The organism is Psychrobacillus sp. Z16_25 (assembly GCF_056856695.1).
The window spans coordinates 61,784-80,466 of sequence record NZ_JBXEOV010000011.1 but is presented as its reverse complement, the minus strand read 5'-3'; the positions used below and the strand labels follow the sequence as shown (position 1 = coordinate 80,466).

Here is an 18,683-nt window from a genome sequence, read left to right as displayed (position 1 = left end):
ACTAATAGAAATGCAAGTGAGCACTTATAATTATATTTATAAGTGCTTATTATTTTTGTATTACTTTTATGTATAGTTTTCAAGAGTAATGGACACCTATTAGTTTCATCAACTTATTTGAATAACATTTTGAAAGAAAGTATACTTGATAAAAAGGGGGTAGTCAGATTGCAAACAGAACATGCGTATTTTGAAACTGCAAAACCATTGGATCGTTACATGGAGGACATGACTACGAAGAAAGAAGAGTCATTTGCGGTGTACAATAATTTTGATGTGCCGGCTGATGATGAATTTATTGAGATATTAAAAGTGAAGTCACCACATATACTTGTCATAACAGAAGACTGGTGTGGAGATGCCATGATGAATAATGCTATCTTACGTAAGATTGCTGAAGCTGCCGATATCGAGGTTCGGACAGTGCTTCGTGATGAAAATCTTGAGCTGATGGATCGTTATTTGACAAATGGTGGACGCTCAATCCCTATGTATCTATTACTAGACAAGGATGGAGAAGTACTTGCTAAATGGGGACCAAGAGCGGATAGTGTGCAGAGCTTTGTAATGGAAGGAAGAGCATCACTCCCAGCAAAAGAGGATGCAGCCTTTGAGGAAGCTCAAAAGAAATTTTACGATAATTTAATGCTTGAGTTTGTAAAGAATAAAGAATTCCACTTGGCTGTTTATGAAAGTATCCGTAACAGCTGGATGCAGGTTCTACAAAAATAAGAGTCGGCTATCGTCGACTTTTTTGGAATGTTGGAAACCTTCTAGGTGGTTTTACGGTCTTATTAATAGAATGAAATTGTAAAGAAGAAAGGAAATCAGTATGAAGCGTGCGAGGATTATCTACAATCCGACCTCTGGAAGAGAGCTTTTTAAGAAACATTTGCCAGAAGTGTTGGAGGAATTAGAGATTGCAGGTTACGAAACTTCTTGTCATGCAACAATTGGAGAAGGCGATGCAATAAAAGCGGCTGAAAAAGCAGTTGAAAATGGCTTTGATATTATCATCGCAGCTGGCGGAGATGGCACCTTGAACGAAGTGGTTGCTGGGGTAAGTAAGTTTGAAAAAAGACCAAAGATTGGTCTGATTCCTATGGGGACTACAAACGATTTTGCCAGAGCGGTACATATTCCCCGAGATATTGAGGCTGCGGTGGATATAATCATTAAGGGAGACTCTATACCTGTAGATGTCGGTTTAGTAAACGATCGATACTTTATTAACATCGCAGGTGGAGGAAGAATTACGGAGCTTACGTATGAGGTACCAAGTAAGCTTAAAACGATGTTAGGTCAACTTGCATATTACCTAAAAGGAATTGAGATGCTTCCTTCGATTAAAGCCTCTAAGGTACGTATTGAGTATGATGGAGAAGTATTTGAAGATGAGGCAATGATGTTCTTAGTAGGACTCACTAACTCAGTTGGTGGCTTTGAAAAGCTTGCGCCAAATTCAAGTATTAATGATGGGAAGTTTTCTTTATTAATATTGAAAAAGGTTAATGTAGCGGAATTCATTCGATTGGCTACGCTTGCACTTCGAGGAGAGCATTTAGCGGATCCACATGTGATCTATAAAAAAGCAAGCCATATAAAAGTGACGGCAGAAGAAAAAGTCTTGCTTAACTTAGATGGCGAATATGGTGGAGAAATCCCTGCAACTTTTCAAAATCTACATCGACATATTGAGGTTTTTGTTCCAATCAATGATATCCGAGAACAAGATAGACCTTAATCATATTAGCATTTACGATTTTATTGCTAAAAGTCGTAGGTGCTTTTTCTTTTATGCTAGTAAGGTATTACCATGTAAATTAATCATGCTTCAGAATAATAGCTTAACGGAAAAAATATTACCATTTCGTTACAAATTTTTATTTCAATATACAAAATATCTGTTTTATGAGACAATATTTTTGTAACAATTTATGATTTTATGTCAAAAACTTGGAGTGGTCGAATGTTTATAATTATTCGAGTCATTAACGGAACTACCGAGACATTGAAGAATTCAAACAGCCACGAGATGAAGATTTTTGATAACCCATACTCGGCACAGGTGTTTGCAAATCGTTTGAATCAAAACATAGTGCCTACTATGCAGTGGAAGGTTTTAGAGAAGAAAAAACTTAAACAATTTATCCAAGCAGAATAGTCTGCTTGATTTTTTTTGCCTAAAAATCAACTTTCCCCCCCAATTGCCCTATTTTTGATATAATGAATCTCATCATAAGAGAACGGAGAAATTACGTGAATACACCAGTAAAAAAGAATGATCGACTAACAGTTAGAATAGAGGATTTGACACATGACGGTTCTGGCGTGGCAAAAGTAGACGGCTACCCACTATTTATTCATGGTGGCTTGCCGGAAGAAACGGCAGAAATACACGTTCTGAAGACATTAAAAAATTATGGCTTTGCCAAATTAATAAACATTATCGACCCATCTCCCAATCGTGTAGATGCTCCTTGTCCCGTCTTTTACGAATGTGGGGGCTGTCAGCTTCAACACCTATCCTATGAAGGGCAGCTGAAGTACAAGGAAAACATGGTTCGCAATGTCATGCAGCGTCTAGGCAAAATTACAGCTCCAGTACTACCTGTTAAGGGGATGGACAAGCCTTGGGAATACCGAAACAAATCACAGATTCCTTTTGGCATGAGAGACGGAGAAGTGATTGCAGGGTTTTACCAGGCTAAATCACATAAGATTGCCGACACACCAACCTGCCTAATTCAAACTGATGAGGCAGATCAGCTGATGCGAGCAATAAAAGCAAAGGCATTGGAGCTAGATTTAATCCCATATAATGAAGAAACCAAAAAAGGACAGCTTCGCCATCTGATGGTCCGTAAAGGAAGAGCTACGGGCGAAGTAATGGTAGTGCTTATCACTAAGCATCCTCGTCTCTCAAAGAAAGACGAAATCATTCAGCTGATTCGTGAAATCGAGCCCAAGGTGACTTCTATTATGCATAATATTAACCCGAAGAATACGAATGTCATCTTCGGAGATGAGACAAAACTTGTTTGGGGCAAGCCTACCATTGAGGATAAAATCGGAGATGTTCGCTTTGAAATCTCAGCACGTTCCTTTTATCAGGTGAATCCTGAGCAAACCGAGGTGCTGTATAAACAGGCGCTTGACTATGCGCAGCTCACTGGAGATGAAACAGTAATCGACGCATACTGTGGAATTGGCACAATCTCTTTATTCCTTGCACAAAAAGCGAAGCAGGTATTAGGAGTAGAAATCGTACCTCAAGCGATAGAGGATGCAAAACGTAACGCTGAGCTTAACGGCTTTACAAACACTTACTTTGAGGCAGGTCCAGCCGAAGAGGTCATCCCTCGTTGGTACAAGGAAGGAAAGCAGGCAGACGTTTTAGTAGTAGATCCACCACGCAAAGGCTGTGACGAAGCGTTGCTCACAACAATTATTGAGCAGCGGCCAAAACGGGTAGTTTACGTGTCCTGTAATCCAGCAACTCTAGCACGTGATTTACGTATCCTAGAGGATGGCGGATATGAAACGAAGGAAATACAGCCAGTGGACATGTTTCCTCAAAGCACGCACTGCGAAGCGGTAGCGAAACTCTTTTTAAAAGTGTAAAGCCAGAATAAAGTTGTGGTAGAAAGAATAAAGTCATGACGAATTGAAAATAAAGATGTGCAAAAGGCATGAAACCAATTCAGAGCCAGGCAAGAAATAGGAAGGATGGGAACCAAGTTCCCATCCTTTTTCGTGTAATAAAAGAGAAAAAGGAAGGAAGAAAAGCGAGAAAAAACGAGAGGGAGAAAGGCTTGAGGAAAAGCAAGACGGGTTCAAATGAACCCGAAAAAAGAAGGGGGAAAGGGAGGGGGAAGGCAAGAGAAGAGCAGGACTTTATTATGAATAATAATAATGTGATGGCGGAAAAAAGAGAGAAAAAAATCGAGAAAATGACCGATTTGTGCAGGACTTTATTATAATTGGGAACGAAAGAATGCGGGTTCAAGAAGGATTTTTTAGCAGTACATTATTATGCTTGTACAAAAAGCAGAGGCTTAATATTTTGAGTAACCATTTCTTACCTTTAAATAAAACAAAAAATATGATTATTAAATACAAAACTATCATTTGTCCTTACAGGATGAATGGTGGTTTTTTGTTTACTGGAATGAAGTGAGCTAATGTAAAGCTCGGAAATATAGCCATGAATTACTACCAAAAAAATAGGAGATTCCCCTCGAAAGTTATAAAAAAACTGCTATGATAATAGAGTTTGATTTTAATGAGAGAGGAGATCTGTAGTTGAAAAATACAAGAAAAGTAGTGATATTTCTTATAATTTTGTTACTTACCACAAATTTCAACTTGGTGGTATCAGGTGCATCAAACATTAACCCCTTACCATTTGAAGATGCAAAGCTAGGTAGAAATAGTAACGCTTATTTATCTACATATTCAAATATCTCTACCCAAATGAAAAAAGACTTTATTCATAAAATTTCTACTCCTGCAATAGATGCAAGTGAAAAATGGGGAATACCTGCTAGTGCAATTATGGGCATGGCAATTCTGGAGAGTGGTTATGGAACAACAAGAATCGCTATACATGCGAATAATTTTTTCGGGATAAAAGTATGGGGTTATAACCCGAAAAACGCTTGGCAACTGAAAGGGCAACCAGATGAAGATTATGAGCCTGTACCTATTTTGGTGGATTATGGATATGACCGAAAAATATTTGACGAAAGTAAAAGAAGAGATAACTGGTATCGAAAGTTCAATTCTCATAAAGAAGCGATTGATTATTTAGCAGGAAACTTACTATTAAACCAAAGATATAGTTTCGCAAAAACAAACTATCAAGAAAGACTTAAAAAAGGCTGGAGCTTGGATAAAGCAGCGAAAGAATATCTATACGATATTGCCGAAGCCGGATACAATCATTTGGGTGGTGAATACTATCGAAATAAAGTAGGCAAGGTAATAGACGAATGGAATTTAACGCAATATGATAATAAAAAATTCCGAGATGTAGTAGGACATTGGGCAGAAAAAGAAATAATGTTTTTAGCAGAAAAGGGTTGGATTTCTGGCTACCCTGATGGAACATTTAAGCCGAATAAGCCAGTAACAAGAGCCCATGCTGCTAAAATTATCAGTAATTATTTAGGGCTTACTCCAACAAATGAAAAAATTTCATTTAGTGATGTCAATGGCGATCATTGGGCTGTAGATGTAATTCATTTAGTTGCTCAACATAAAATAATGAATGGAACTGGCGATGATCGTTTCGCTCCTAATGCCAATTTAACAAGAGCACAAATAGCACAAATACTTTATAACGCAGGTTTGTATGGCTCTTCTATAAATACACAAATGAATTCATTTATAGATGTAGGTCACAATCATTGGGCATACATAGCAATTGAAACAATGAAACAAGAAGGAATTTTAAATGGCTACTCTGATGGACGATTTGGTCCTAATAATTCCACATCAAGAGCACATATAGCAGCCATTATCTATCGATTACATGAAAAAGGGTTAAGTAAATAAAGTGAAACTTTGCCTTGGTGGGGGGGCTTTCCTCCCCCCACCAAGCATTAGTTGAACCAATCGGGCTTTTAGGGACAGTTGATCTCCCACTTAGCTGTCTCAGTTCTTTTGCCATCTTGAAGTGGGAGTCTTACTGTCCCTTAATGCGGGATAAAAGTATGGTAGTTTAAGAGGCACTTAATGGTGTCTCTATTTTTATGGTAAAAATTAATACTAATTATTATTGAAAATATAATATTTTTAAAAGATTATAGGATATTTCAATTCGTTATTCATTCTTTTCGCTTTACTTTTTATAGCAAAAAAATTTAGTATTTTAACTTCGTTATAATTATATATCCACGTAATTTTATTTATTTTCTATAAATTAACGAACGTTTTATATATATTTTTGTTAAATGTACGTATGTTATTGACAGTGTTAAATCTCGATGTTAATATGACTTTGTAAAAATTAAATACTATTCTCGTATAATGTTGGGGATATGGCCCGAAAGTTTCTACCAAGCTACCATAAATAGCTTGACTACGAGGTTGAGTATATAATCGAGAGAAAACTAATCTTTTTTCGTTATTTACCTTCCTAAAGTCAAGCACCGGTATAACTCGGTGCTTTTTTTAATTTTTACAGAGGATATAAACGAGATTTTATTGGAGGTATAGGTTATGAAAAAACTTAAAAAAATAGCGGTGGTTTTGATCATTGCTTTACTGACTGCTGTAATGGCAGCATGCGGAAATAAGGAAAACGCTGCAGATTCCGAAGCAAGTGGAGATGGGCTAAAAATTGCTATAGTTACAAGTCCTTCTGGCGTTGATGATGGCAACTTTAATGAAGATAACTATAACGGTATTTTGAGCTTTATTGAAAATAACCCAACAGCAACAGTGAAAGCTATCAGAGAAGAAACTGGAGATCCTACTGCAGCTGTTCAAGCTGTTGCAGATATCGTGGCAGATTATGATGTTATCGTGACACCTGGTTTCCAATTTGCCGGAATCTCCAGCATAGCTGTAGAGAATCCAGATAAAGTATTTATCCTGAATGACTCTGACCCAACACCCGTTGGCGATCAAAAAACATTCGATAATGTATACGCAATGAACTTTGCTGAACAAGAAAGCGGCTTTTTTGCAGGAATGGCTGCAGCGCTTGAAACAAAATCCAATAAGGTAGCGGTTGTAAATGGAATTGCTTATCCTTCCAATGTAAACTATCAATTCGGATTTGAATCTGGTGTAAATTATGTGAATAACGTTTATGGAAAAAATGTAGAAGTAGTTGAGTTATCAGGTTATGCAGGGACTGATGTAACAGGTGAAAATGTCGGAGGTAACTATGCAGGATCTTTTGCAGATGAAGCGACTGGCAAAGTAATTGGTAATGCGTTGATCAAACAAGGTGTAGACCGAATCTTTGTAGCTGCAGGTGGTACTGGCAATGGTGTATTCACAGCTGTTAAGGAAGCGAAAGGTGACGTAAAGGTAATTGGCGTTGATGTCGATCAATTTGATGACGGCGTAAACGGTTCTGAAAATATCGTGTTAACGTCCGCGGTAAAATTTATGAGCATGAATATTGAAAAGGCACTGAATAGCGTTGTTGACGGTAGCTTCAAAGGAGGAAACGTAGTCCTTTATGCTGATACAGATTCTACTGGTTTCATAAAAGAGGAGGGCCGTCACCAGTTATCAGAGGATACACTTACTAAAATGAATGAAGCTTACGAATTGGTGAAAGCTGGCACAATCGTACCAGCGTCTAACTTTAATGGTCATAAACCAGAAAAGTTCCCAGGGTTGTAACTTTCCATAATAATAAAACGAACAATTAGAAGTTTATTGCTCCTGAATTAATATCAGGAGCGGTAAGCTTCTAAATTTTTCCTTGCATATTAGCGGTGATAAAGGAGGAGAAAAATGTCTGATTATATTGTAGAAATGAAACATATAACCAAACGATTCCCTGGAATTGTTGCGAATGATGATGTATCCATCGGTATAAAAAAAGGAGAAGTTTTTGCTCTGCTTGGAGAAAATGGGGCAGGTAAGTCGACTTTGATGAGTATGCTTGGCGGCATGTATGAACCGGATGAAGGAGAGATATATATCCGGGGAGAAAAAGTGATTATTAGTTCACCTAACCATGCGGCGAAGCTAAACATAGGAATGGTTCATCAGCATTTTAAATTAGTCCCAGATTATACGATTACAGAAAATATTATTTTAGGTGTTGAACCAATGAAAAAATTTGCGGGTATCTTCCCATATGTAGATATCCGAAATGCCAATCGTAAAATTGAAGAATTGTCTAAAAAGTTTGCTTTGGAAGTTGATCCTAAAAAAAAGATAACGGATTTAACTGTCTCTATGCAGCAACGGGTTGAAATTTTAAAGGTGCTTTATAAGGAAGCAGAAATCCTCATATTTGATGAACCAACTGCAGTTCTAACTCCTCAAGAAATTGAGTTCTTGCTCAACGTTATTCAAGGCTTAAGGGATGCTGGCAAAACAATTATTCTAATTACACATAAGCTTGAAGAAATCAAGAAAGTGGCTGACCGATGCGCAGTATTGAACAAGGGCAGATTAGTTGATGTGCTAGATGTCAAGCAAACATCAATTCATCATATGGCTCGTTTGATGGTGGGCAGAGAGGTAAGCTTTGAAGCGGAAAAAGCTCCTGCTCAGTTTAAAGAGGAAGTATTAAAGGTAGAGCATCTGACTGTTAAAAATGAAGATGGGTTTGAAGTGGTAAAAGACGTATCCTTTACCATACGCGGTGGTGAAATATTTGCCATTGCCGGAGTTGCAGATAATGGTCAAGTGGAAATAGCGGATGCCATAGCTGGATTAAAGAAGGTGAGTAGCGGAAGCATAATTCTTGGTGGCAAGGACATTACGAATGAAACCATCAGAAATAGAACAGAGGATGGAATCTCCTATATACCTGAAGATAGACAAAGTTATGGTCTGTTTTTGGATTTTGATTTATCAACCAATCTGGCTTTAAAGCAGTATTATAAGAATCCTTTTTCTGTTAAAGGTATCTTGAATAAAGAAGAATTTGAGCAATTTGGCTCTCAATTGATAGATAAATATGATATTAGAAGTGGACAAGGTATCAAGACCCAAGTCCGTTCCATGAGTGGAGGCAATCAGCAAAAAGCAATCATTGCTCGTGAAATTGAGCTGCAATCCCCTCTCATGATTTTCGTTCAGCCGACACGAGGTGTGGACATTGGTGCGATTGAAAACATTCACAAAATGATAATTCAGGAACGAGACCGTGGAAAAGCGATTTTACTTATTTCATTGGAGTTGGATGAAATTATGAATGTAGCGGATACCATAGGCGTTATTTACAATGGTCAACTTCAAAAGATTGCTAGTAGAGAATCATTAACGACGAATGAAGTCGGTGAATATATGATGGGGGCAAAGCATGAGTAAAGATAAAAAGAAAAAAAGTTTAAAATATAGTCTTATTCGGCCAATAAGCAATGAGAAATGGCAACATATTTCCATTCCGTTAATCGCCATACTCCTAAGCTTTATTGCTGCAGCTATTGTTATACTTTTGATCGGCAAAAATCCTTTGCAAGCATTTTACAATTTGCTTCAAGGTTCAGGAATCTTGCCTAAGCCTTCTTACGCTGGCTATAAGAGTATGATTACTGACTTTCTGAGCTTATTAAATGCCATGACACCTCTTGTGTTTGCAAGTTTGGCAGTTGCTGTTGCTTATAGAGCAGGTCTCTTCAATATTGGGGTCTCCGGTCAAATGCTCGTCTCTGGTTTTTTGGCTACCATACTTGTTGGCTACAGTGGTTTAGATGCCTACATTGCAAAGCCTCTTGTATTAGTAATCGGGGTAATTGCTGGGGGACTGATGGGAGGACTAGTAGGATGGCTTAAATATAGATTTAATATCAATGAAGTCGTATCTACTATTATGTTGAATTATACGGCCCAATATGTCATTAGCTTTTTTATTCAGATGTATTATATCGACCCTGTCTCCAGACAATCTCAATATATATCAGAAGCAGCTAGATTGACTCTAGTGAATGTCGAGGTAGGAAATTTAAAAATGGACATTCCATTAGGCTTTATTCTAGCAATCCTTACAGCTATTTTAATAAAGTTTGTGATGGACAAAACGGTGGTTGGCTTTGAATTGAAGGCGGTAGGTTCCAACCGAAAAGCTGCAAAATACGCAGGAATCAATGTGGGAAGAAATACAATCTTAGCCATGGTCATTTCAGGAGGACTGGCAGGTCTTGCAGGTGTAACTTATTATCTTGGTTATTATTCTTCCATACAGCCAAAAGTGTTATCAAGTATCGGTTTTGATTCGATTGCTGTATCACTGCTAGGAAATTCTCATCCGATTGGCGTTATTTTTTCATCCTTTTTAGTATCTATCATTGATCAGGGAAGCACATACATGAGTTCACAGGCTGGAATCAGACAAGAAATATCTTCTGTGATTGTTGGATTGATCTTATTGTTCAGTGCATGTGGTGTGTATATGAAATATAAAGTTAGCCAATTGAAGGAAAAAGAAGTGGGGCGAAAGGAGAGTGAAGCATGATGGATACAATAATTATTGATGGTTTATCCTTTGCTCTTCCTCTTTTTATCATTGCAATAGGCGGTATATATAGTGAAAAGAGCGGGATTACTAATCTGGCGTTGGAAGGATTTCAAGGTTTTGGGGCATTCACTGGGGCACTGGCAGCTGTTTTAATAGCAAATTCTTTCGGCATGGATGTTCAAAATCTTTTTTATGTGGCATTACTATTTGCTATGCTTGGCGGGATGGCTTTTTCCGTTATTCATGCCGTTCTAAGTATTAAGTTTAAAGCAGATCAAGTAATCAGTGGTGTTGTGATAAATATTTTAGCGATGGCACTTACGACATTCTTAACGACACAGATTAATATGCTTGTCTTTGGAGCTGCTTCCGACAAATTTCAGCTAGGTGTATCGGAACGTTTCACGATTGAAGGGTTAGCCAATATACCGATAATAGGGGCTATTTTTACAAATGTATATCCATTTGAAGTAATTATCGTAGTGATTGCCATATTTGCCTGGTATCTTTTATATAAAACAAAGTATGGTATGCGCTTAAGAGCTTGTGGCGAAAACCCCCATTCTGTTGATGCCGCAGGTGTAGACGTATCGAAAATAAGGTTTTCGGCAGTTTTAGTATCTGGCCTATTATCAGGTCTGGGTGGTATATGTTTTGCCTATTCTATTTCGGCAAACTTTTCTTCAAGTATCTATATGGGATATGGATTCTTGGCAATTGCTGCATTAATTTTTGGTAATTGGAGGATTCTCCCTACTTTAGCGGCATGCCTTTTATTTGGATTTGCCAAATCAGGAGGAGCTTTTGTAGCTCAGTCAATGGCATTGCCAAGTAGTTTCACCGATCTATTCATGATTCTGCCTTATGTATTGACGTTACTGTTATTAATCTTCTTCTCTAAATCAAACCGTGCTCCAAGGGCATTAGGTGAAATTTATGATAAAGGAAAGAGGTAAATAGGAGTACTAGGCGGCATTTCCAAATAAGATGTAACGACAAAGAACGAATTTCCTATAGGGGAATTCGTTCTTTTCTCTATGACAGTACTTAAGTGAATAAAAGAATAAGGAATAGCAACTCTTATTGCTCTTGGATAAGAACCACTTTGTCATAGCCACATTCTTTACAAACCATGAGGTGTGGGCATATTTGATCTATAGCAGTATTGGGATAACCGTCCCCCATTTTGTTTGTTTCTTCATCATTATAATGACCATATGGATCTAAATAGTCAGACACTTTACCCCCGTCGTCTAAGAGTATATGACACTCTGGACAATCGATTTCCATTGTTTTTAGTGCATTACATAATGGACAAATAGCCATAAACACACCTCTTTTACATAGTAGCTTGCTCGAATATTTATAGAATATGCACTTATTGAATCTAAAGAGTTTGGATGATTTATGCCTGTATAAAAGAAAATAAATGAAACAAACTATCTAGAATTATATATACGATTAAATGAGGTGAACCAATATTTGCACAGGATTAAGTATTCAATCTCAAGAGGGTAAATGGTTTTTTGGAAGAAATATGGATTTAGCCTATTTTTTCAATCAAGCAGTGATGATAATACCAAGGAACTATAAACTTCAAGATAGAGTGTCTGGTAACAGCGTAACAAATAAGCGGGCTATCATTGGGATGGGGACGGTGATAGATAATCATCCCGTTCTAGCCGATGCTATGAATGAAGCTGGTTTAGCTGCTGCGGGATTAAATTTTGAAGGCTATGCGTATTTTGAGAAAGAACCCGTTGAAGGAAAGAATAATATTGCGCCATACGACTTTATCCAATGGGTATTATCAAATCATGAAACAGTGGAAGAAGTGAAACGTGCAATCGAGCAGCTAGAGCTGGTGGATCGTCCAATCAATGAAGACACACCAGTTCCAATGCTTCACTGGATTGTAGTAGATAAGACTGGGCAGTGCATTGTAGTAGAAAAGACAAAGGATGGATTAATTGTGCATGACAATCACCTGGGAGTTCTAACGAACAACCCTAGCTTTGACTGGCATGTAATAAACCTAAATGAATATCTACATGTAACCCCGGTATCTCCAAAAGAAGCAAAATGGGGTGATCAAAAACTAAAGGCGTTAGGCGTCGGAGCAGGAACATTAGGTATACCTGGGGACTTTGCTTCCGTTTCTAGATTTGTGCGAATTGCTTTTATTCGCTCGCATATGCCAAAAGTTGAAGGAGACGAGCAAGCACTCACCCAATTTTTCCACATGCTTGACTATGTGAAAATGGTCAAAGGTGGAGTCCTCACGGATGAAGGAGAAGAGGATTCAACGACCTATTCCTCTTGTATGGATCAAGAAAAAGGTATTTATTATTACAGAACATATGAAAATAATCGCATCAGTGCGATAAATATGCACAAAGAACAGCTTGATGGGGGAGAACTTAAAATGTTTCAATACCTTACTAGCCAAGATATCAATCATCAGAACTAATAGATGTAATGAAAATCCGCCTTAGTTGGATAACCCTAACTAAGACGGATTTATTAATGATAATAGCAATTCTTTTTTGAACTGCTTAATGAGTTAAATTATAGGCAATAAACTGCTGGATATAATTACTCATATTTTCATTATCTGAATCCTCATCCTGCTCTTTTAGAAGATTAATCTCTTTATTTAAAGTAGCCATTCTAACATCTAACGCAGCAGCTTGCTCTGCTACTTCCTTTAATCCTTGTCTAATATTTGGTGGTACCGTCTTGTTATATTTATAGAAAATCTTATGCTCAAGACTAGCCCAAAAATCCATAGCAATTGTGCGCATTTGAACTTCAACAAATACTTCACGTACACAATCTGTTAAATAAACAGGTATTTTAAAAATGAAATGCAGGCTTCGATACCCATTTTCTTTTGGATGTTTAATATAATCCTTTGTCTCGATTACCTTAATATCATGTTGATTGCACAATATATCTGCTATCCGATAAATATCCTCCTCGAACGAACAAATAATACGAATCCCAGCTATGTCACGAATTTTGTCTTCAATTTCTTGCATAGACCATGCTAACTGTTTCCGTTCAATTTTCTGTGCAATACTTCTAGGGGTTTTCAGTCGAGTTGCTATATGCTCTATTGGGCAATAATCATGAATTAATTGAAACTCTTCTAGCAGTATAGAGATTTTCGTTTTAATTTCTTCTAATGCAAACTTATAGCCTAGCATCATTTTAGCAATGTCTTTTCTCCCTGGATTTAGGATTCGCTCCATATGTCTACCTCCGAAAATACAACAAACCACATACAATCAGATGTTTGAATATCATCAGTCGCAAATGCTATTTCTCCCAGAATTATTATAACACTCTAAAACTGAATACTTATGTAATTGAAAAGTCCGCCTTTCCAGAATATTTAGTTGAGACAGGCTGCAGAAACCGGTGCAAGATAAAGTATGTAGAGGATGGTATAATATGGTTGTAATGTTAGATGGTGTTTCTAGCAAAGCAGGTTGCAACATCTTATTTTAACCGCATACAGAGAAGGGGATATAACATGAAGAAAATACTCATGATCATACTGATAATAGTACCACTGCATATGATATATTCAGCAGAGAAAGCTGACGCTCAAACAAAAACAAACTTCTACTATGAAATCTTTATAGGTCCAACCGGGTCAAAAGAAGTGGCAATTAATGGTGCAGATTATAAAAGAGATTTAATCATTCCTGAAACAATTGATGGTTTTCCTGTGACTGAAATATCCAGTGGTGCGTTTTATATCGATACTGAATGGTTTGATTATGACAGACCAGATGCTTATGAAAGAATCGTTTCCACTGTAAAACTCCCGTCTACTCTTCGCCATATTGGGGAACAAGCGTTTTTAGGAAATAGTATCAAGTCCGTTACATTACCCGAAAAATTAGAGTCTATTGGTGATGAAGCATTTGCAGAAAACCTGCTAGAAGAGCTTGTGATACCGGAGAGTGTGACTGCAATAGGTGAAGATATTGCGAGAGGGTACGGGAAAGAAGTTGTAGTCAAATACCCTGCACATCTCGACCGGACACCAGACGATCAAGACGGGGACTTTACTTTTAAAGTGATTGAGAGAAATGGTGTAAGAGAAGCGCAAATTACAGGTTATGAACCTGCTGAACCAACAAAGGTTTTAATAATTCCAAGTGTATTAAAAGGGTTGCCAGTAACAGCAATTGGTCCTTATGCATTTGCAAAAACGGAAAAAGAAGCTCAGGAGCGATTTACGGAGGTGCATTTCCCAGACAGTATTCGCTCAATCGGACCGTATGCATTTTCCTACGCTTTTGTAAAAGCTAGTGCACCGCTTCAGCTTCCTAGTAATCTAGAATACATTAGCAATAATGCGTTTCGCTATAACGGAGCAGCATTTGCCAACTATGCATTAGAGCTACCAGGAAAGCTGAAGAAAATTGATCACAAGGCATTTTTAGGAACACAAATGAAAAGTGTAACGATTCCTAATTCTGTGACTCAATTAGGCTATGAAGTGTTTTCGAGGTCGGAGCTAAAGAGACTCACACTAGGAAGTGGACTGCGCAGTATTCCAGCAAGAGCATTTTCGTCTAACCAATTAACGGAAATTGAGCTACCAGCACAGCTACTTTCAATAGAATTTGGATCATTTGAAAATAACAAATTAAAGAAGCTAATAATCCCAGCGAATATGCAGCAGATAAGGGACAATGCATTTAAAAATAACCAGCTGCAGAGCGTCACATTTCTGGGCAAAGATATACAGCTGTACCCTGGCTCCTTTAGCAACAATAAAATCTCCAAGCTTGTTTTACCTAAGTCTATTAAGAACATCCCAAACTGGGCGTTTGAACAAAATAATCTTACCAATGTTCAATTGCCAAACTCTATTACAAGAATTGGAGAAATGGCGTTTTATGGTAATCAGTTAACAGCTGTTAAGCTTCCTACAACTTTACAAACCGTGGAGTCTGGAGCATTTGCTATGAATAAAATAAGTAGCATCACGTTTCCTAAAAACTTGAAGACCATTGAGTCTGCAGCATTTGCGGATAATGAGTTGACAAAGTTAACCTTCCCAAAAACAGTACAGGAAATTGGCTCAGCTGCTTTTGCAGGTAATAAACTAACCTCTGTTTCGTTAAGATTTGGCTTAAAAAGCATTGGAAGAAATGCATTTGCAGATAACCGATTAGCAAGCATTATGATTCCGAACAGTGTGACGAATATCGAAGCAGAAGCGTTTAATAAAAATAGATTAACAAAGGTTCAGATGTCAAATAAGGTGACGGTTATAAAGCCTGGAACATTTGCGAATAATCGCTTAAAGACATTTACTGTCCCGTCGAACATCACCAAAATCGAAGAAGGTGCATTTTTTAATAATAAGCTTTCGTCATTTGTGATTCCTGCATCCGTCAGAAGCGTACCGTTTGATGCATTCCTTGTAAATCCTTTAAAAACGATTACCCTAAAAGGAAAAAATACAAAAATCATCAAATCAACGTCTATTAAGAACCTTGTATATGACTATCACCGCGGCATTAAACAAAATACATTAGTCAATTTGTATACAACTAAAAACTATTCAAAGGCATGGACAAATTGGAATAAGGTTGAAAAACAACCACGCACGCTTTATGTGAAGTGGAAATAAATAAAAAGAATGGGCGGGTTAGAAAGTGTGTGCTTTCTGACCTGCCCGTTTTATGGAAAACATATGTATAGCAGATAAGTTCGAGATACGAGAGGAGTTTTCAGGAGAACTAGAAGGATGTTGCTGGAGTTCTTATTTATCCTGCTGCTTTTAACCAAGCTTTGCGGATTGCAAAATATCTTCGAACTGCTTCATCCTCATCGATTATTCCACGTTCAAATTGAAGTAAGTCACTCTTTAATTCAATTTCTATATGTTCCAGTTTAATTTTCATTTGTGGCAAGTTAATGCGTTGATTAAAATAGGGCAGGTTATCTAGCAACATGTCTGCAAGCTCAGAAAAAATTAAAAGCAATGCCCAAATTTCTTTATGACCATGATATTTCAACCAAGATGCAATGGCAGAGACGGAAACAAGGGAAACAATGATCTTTAACCACACGGTAATTCTTAATGCTTTTTTAGCTTTTTTATCCGTTTCATGGATTAATGCCTTCATTTCTTCATCTGTTTCCGTGTACATTTTAATAATATCTATATTTGTAATGTCGCCCATTAAAGTCACCTCTGGTATATGTTCTACACATCAAATGTTTTTATACATATAATATAGTGGTGATAATATGAATATAGAGTTGATAGCAGTTGTTCTTGCAGTGGTTGCTTATGCCTTTTCGGAAATCGGAATTGACAATGACCTTCTCGTTATTATTTTGGTTGCAGTTTTACTCTTTGATTTAATTGATCTTGAAGAAACGCTCGAAGGAGAAGAAGGTTAACATGTCAAACTCGAAATCCATTCCTTGCTATACAAAAATTTATAAGTATAGTTTCGGGAATGCGGTGGCAGCTTGTCTTTTGGTTCAATCCTCATAAGCCAATACTAGTGAGGATGGAGAATGTTGAATGAGTGCAAACATCATTTAATATTCTTGCGATAGGGCTGAATAAATGGGAAATCCTTTATGATGGGTTTCCCATTTATTTATTTTAGATAAACCCGCACGTAGGAGATTATCCATCTATAATTAGTTGACGAGAAACATGTGTGAAGATAAATTAAAAAAGCTAGGTTATACTATGAGATGACATTATTTTATCTACTTAATATCCGGAACTTATTGTTTGGATGTTTCTAATAAATGAAACATGGAATTAATTGTTGAGAAGAGAGGACTTGAATAAAAGATGAAAGAAAATTTTTGGGCAGATTTGCCGAAGCCGTTTTTTGTGCTTGCACCAATGGAGGATGTTACAGATGTTGTATTTAGGCATGTTGTAGCAAAAGCGGGTAAACCGGATGTGTTTTTCACAGAGTTTACAAACACAGAGAGCTACTGTCATCCAGAAGGTCAAAAAAGCGTGCGAGGTCGTTTAATTTTCACAGAGGACGAACAACCGATTGTTGCACATATATGGGGGGACAAGCCTGAGTATTTCCGCCAAATGAGTATTGGTATGGCCGAGATGGGCTTTAAAGGAATCGATCTTAATATGGGTTGCCCAGTACCTAATGTAGCATCGAGAGGGAAAGGGAGCGGTCTCATCCTTCGTCCTGATGTAGCTGCTGAAATCATCCAAGCAGCCAAAGCAGGGGGATTGCCAGTAAGTGTAAAGACAAGACTTGGTTATTCGGAAATTGAAGAGTGGAAGGAATGGCTAGCCCATATTTTAAGACAAGATATCGCAAACCTTTCGATTCATTTACGTACAAGAAAAGAAATGAGCCAGGTAGACGCACATTGGGAGTTAATCCCGGAAATTAAAGAATTACGTGATCAAATTGCACCGCAAACATTGCTAACGATCAATGGAGATATTCCGGATAGACAAAAAGGTCTGGAACTTGCGGAGAAATATGGAGTAGACGGTATCATGATTGGTCGAGGTATATTCAAAAATCCTTTTGCCTTTGAAAAAGAACCGAGAGAGCATAGTAGTAAGGAATACTTAGATCTATTAAGATTGCAGCTGGACCTGCATGATCAGTACAAAGAAGAATTACCACGTCCTGTTACTGGCTTGCACCGCTTCTTCAAAATCTATGTAAAAGGATTCCGAGGTGCTGGTGAATTGAGAAATCAATTGATGAACACCAAAACAACGGATGAGGTAAGAGCATTGCTTGACGAATTTGAAGCAAACCATGATTTAAATGAATAGGCTTAACGAAAAGAACGGATTTCTATAAAATGAAATTCGTTTTTTTCTGTTTTATAAATTGTAATTCCGTATAACATTAATAGTACATATATCTAGCAGACAATTTAGGATGGTTAGTCCTAACTTGTCTGCTTTTTTATCATAGCAGGAGTGAACGATCCACTCACGACCGAGAGTAAAGCCGACCCTGGACGAATAGCGGATCTAGGCCATGCCCTCCTCCCAATTTGAATGAGAGTAAATAGTCCACGAATGAGAATAAATCCCGCTCGACCGAGAGTAAATCGGCTAAATGAGAGTAAAGGTGGTCTATCCGAGAATAAATCACTCGCGAACGAGAGTAACTCCCAGCCGACCGAGAATAAACTACCCACGACTGAGAATAAAGCCGACCCTGGAAGAATAGCGGATCCAGACCATGCCCTCCTCCCAATTTGAATGAGAGTAAATCAGCCATGAGTGAGAATAAATCCCGCTCGACCGAGAGTAAACCGGCTAAATGAGAGTAAAGGTGGTCTATCTGAAAGTAAATCATCCATGAGTGAGAGTAACTCCCAGCCAACCGAGAATAAACCACCCGCGACCGAGAGAAAAGCCGACCCTGGAAAGAGTAACCCGCTATCAAAGAAGGAATCCTTATAAACGAGACTATCTATCTCTAGTAAGCTCTTAGATATCAATCGTCTAGTATTTCTTCATTGA

General features: G+C 37.7%; 17 protein-coding genes and 1 riboswitch. Of the genes, 14 read left to right on the top strand and 3 right to left on the bottom strand.

The features are described from left to right. Positions 1-168: 168 nt before the first annotated feature. The 10 genes from AC1VU3_RS12455 to AC1VU3_RS12410 all read left to right on the top strand — a co-directional run bounded on the left by AC1VU3_RS12455 (position 169) and on the right by AC1VU3_RS12410 (position 11,115). Positions 169-732 carry a thioredoxin family protein gene (locus AC1VU3_RS12455; RefSeq protein ID WP_480388917.1) on the top strand — a complete coding sequence of 188 codons (564 nt, stop codon included), beginning with the start codon at positions 169-171 and terminating at the stop codon, positions 730-732. A 100-nt stretch (positions 733-832) separates the two neighbouring features. Beyond that, positions 833-1,744 carry a diacylglycerol kinase gene (locus AC1VU3_RS12450; RefSeq protein WP_480388918.1) on the top strand — a complete coding sequence of 304 codons (912 nt, stop codon included), beginning with the start codon at positions 833-835 and terminating at the stop codon, positions 1,742-1,744. A 225-nt stretch (positions 1,745-1,969) separates the two neighbouring features. Continuing rightward, positions 1,970-2,164 (top strand): hypothetical protein, encoded by a 195-nt coding sequence (locus AC1VU3_RS12445; RefSeq protein WP_480388919.1) that lies wholly within the window; start codon positions 1,970-1,972, stop codon positions 2,162-2,164. 95 nt (positions 2,165-2,259) lie between these two features. Continuing rightward, positions 2,260-3,624, top strand: a complete 1,365-nt coding sequence (rlmD, locus tag AC1VU3_RS12440) for a 23S rRNA (uracil(1939)-C(5))-methyltransferase RlmD (RefSeq protein WP_480388920.1) — start codon at positions 2,260-2,262, stop codon at positions 3,622-3,624. 68 nt (positions 3,625-3,692) lie between these two features. Next, positions 3,693-3,983, top strand: a complete 291-nt coding sequence (locus tag AC1VU3_RS12435) for a hypothetical protein (RefSeq protein WP_480388921.1) — start codon at positions 3,693-3,695, stop codon at positions 3,981-3,983. 322 nt (positions 3,984-4,305) lie between these two features. After that, positions 4,306-5,559 carry an S-layer homology domain-containing protein gene (locus tag AC1VU3_RS12430; protein WP_480388922.1) on the top strand — a complete coding sequence of 418 codons (1,254 nt, stop codon included), beginning with the start codon at positions 4,306-4,308 and terminating at the stop codon, positions 5,557-5,559. Between the two features lie 447 nt (positions 5,560-6,006). Beyond that, a riboswitch (purine riboswitch) is annotated at positions 6,007-6,108 on the top strand. 117 nt (positions 6,109-6,225) lie between these two features. Next, a complete protein-coding gene (locus AC1VU3_RS12425) occupies positions 6,226-7,365 on the top strand; it encodes a BMP family lipoprotein (RefSeq protein ID WP_482983648.1) in 1,140 nt (379 codons plus the stop codon). Positions 7,366-7,479: 114 nt separating this feature from the next. Beyond that, entirely contained in the window at positions 7,480-9,012 is a 1,533-nt protein-coding gene (locus AC1VU3_RS12420; protein ID WP_482983647.1) for an ABC transporter ATP-binding protein, read from the top strand. Continuing rightward, a complete protein-coding gene (locus AC1VU3_RS12415; RefSeq protein ID WP_482983646.1) occupies positions 9,005-10,156 on the top strand; it encodes an ABC transporter permease in 1,152 nt (383 codons plus the stop codon). Before AC1VU3_RS12420 ends, AC1VU3_RS12415 begins: the two co-directional genes overlap by 8 nt. Beyond that, positions 10,153-11,115, top strand: a complete 963-nt coding sequence (locus tag AC1VU3_RS12410) for an ABC transporter permease (protein WP_482983645.1) — start codon at positions 10,153-10,155, stop codon at positions 11,113-11,115. The genes AC1VU3_RS12415 and AC1VU3_RS12410 overlap by 4 nt, the downstream gene beginning before the upstream one ends. 124 nt (positions 11,116-11,239) lie before the next feature. Here AC1VU3_RS12410 and AC1VU3_RS12405 read toward each other — a convergent pair whose 3' ends face one another. Next, positions 11,240-11,485 (bottom strand): hypothetical protein, encoded by a 246-nt coding sequence (locus tag AC1VU3_RS12405; protein WP_480388927.1) that lies wholly within the window; start codon positions 11,483-11,485, stop codon positions 11,240-11,242. A gap of 154 nt (positions 11,486-11,639) precedes the next feature. Between AC1VU3_RS12405 and bsh the strand changes: the two genes are divergently transcribed. Next, entirely contained in the window at positions 11,640-12,629 is a 990-nt protein-coding gene (bsh, locus tag AC1VU3_RS12400; RefSeq protein ID WP_482983663.1) for a choloylglycine hydrolase, read from the top strand. An 85-nt stretch (positions 12,630-12,714) separates the two neighbouring features. On the opposite strand, the gene AC1VU3_RS12395 is transcribed toward bsh, so the two are convergent. Further along, positions 12,715-13,413 carry a GTP pyrophosphokinase gene (locus AC1VU3_RS12395; protein ID WP_480388928.1) on the bottom strand — a complete coding sequence of 233 codons (699 nt, stop codon included), beginning with the start codon at positions 13,411-13,413 and terminating at the stop codon, positions 12,715-12,717. A 284-nt stretch (positions 13,414-13,697) separates the two neighbouring features. On the opposite strand from AC1VU3_RS12395, the gene AC1VU3_RS12390 reads away from it, so the two are divergent. Beyond that, positions 13,698-15,818 (top strand): leucine-rich repeat domain-containing protein, encoded by a 2,121-nt coding sequence (locus AC1VU3_RS12390; RefSeq protein ID WP_480388929.1) that lies wholly within the window; start codon positions 13,698-13,700, stop codon positions 15,816-15,818. A 136-nt stretch (positions 15,819-15,954) separates the two neighbouring features. On the opposite strand, the gene AC1VU3_RS12385 is transcribed toward AC1VU3_RS12390, so the two are convergent. After that, the gene (locus tag AC1VU3_RS12385) at positions 15,955-16,374 is read right to left on the bottom strand and encodes a hypothetical protein (RefSeq protein ID WP_480388930.1); all 420 of its coding nucleotides are present in this window, start codon (positions 16,372-16,374) and stop codon (positions 15,955-15,957) included. Positions 16,375-16,441: 67 nt separating this feature from the next. On the opposite strand from AC1VU3_RS12385, the gene AC1VU3_RS12380 reads away from it, so the two are divergent. Next, positions 16,442-16,597, top strand: coding sequence for a hypothetical protein (locus tag AC1VU3_RS12380; protein ID WP_480388931.1), 156 nt, complete (start codon positions 16,442-16,444; stop codon positions 16,595-16,597). 409 nt (positions 16,598-17,006) lie between these two features. Continuing rightward, positions 17,007-17,981, top strand: a complete 975-nt coding sequence (locus AC1VU3_RS12375) for a tRNA dihydrouridine synthase (protein ID WP_482983644.1) — start codon at positions 17,007-17,009, stop codon at positions 17,979-17,981. Positions 17,982-18,683 lie beyond the last annotated feature (702 nt).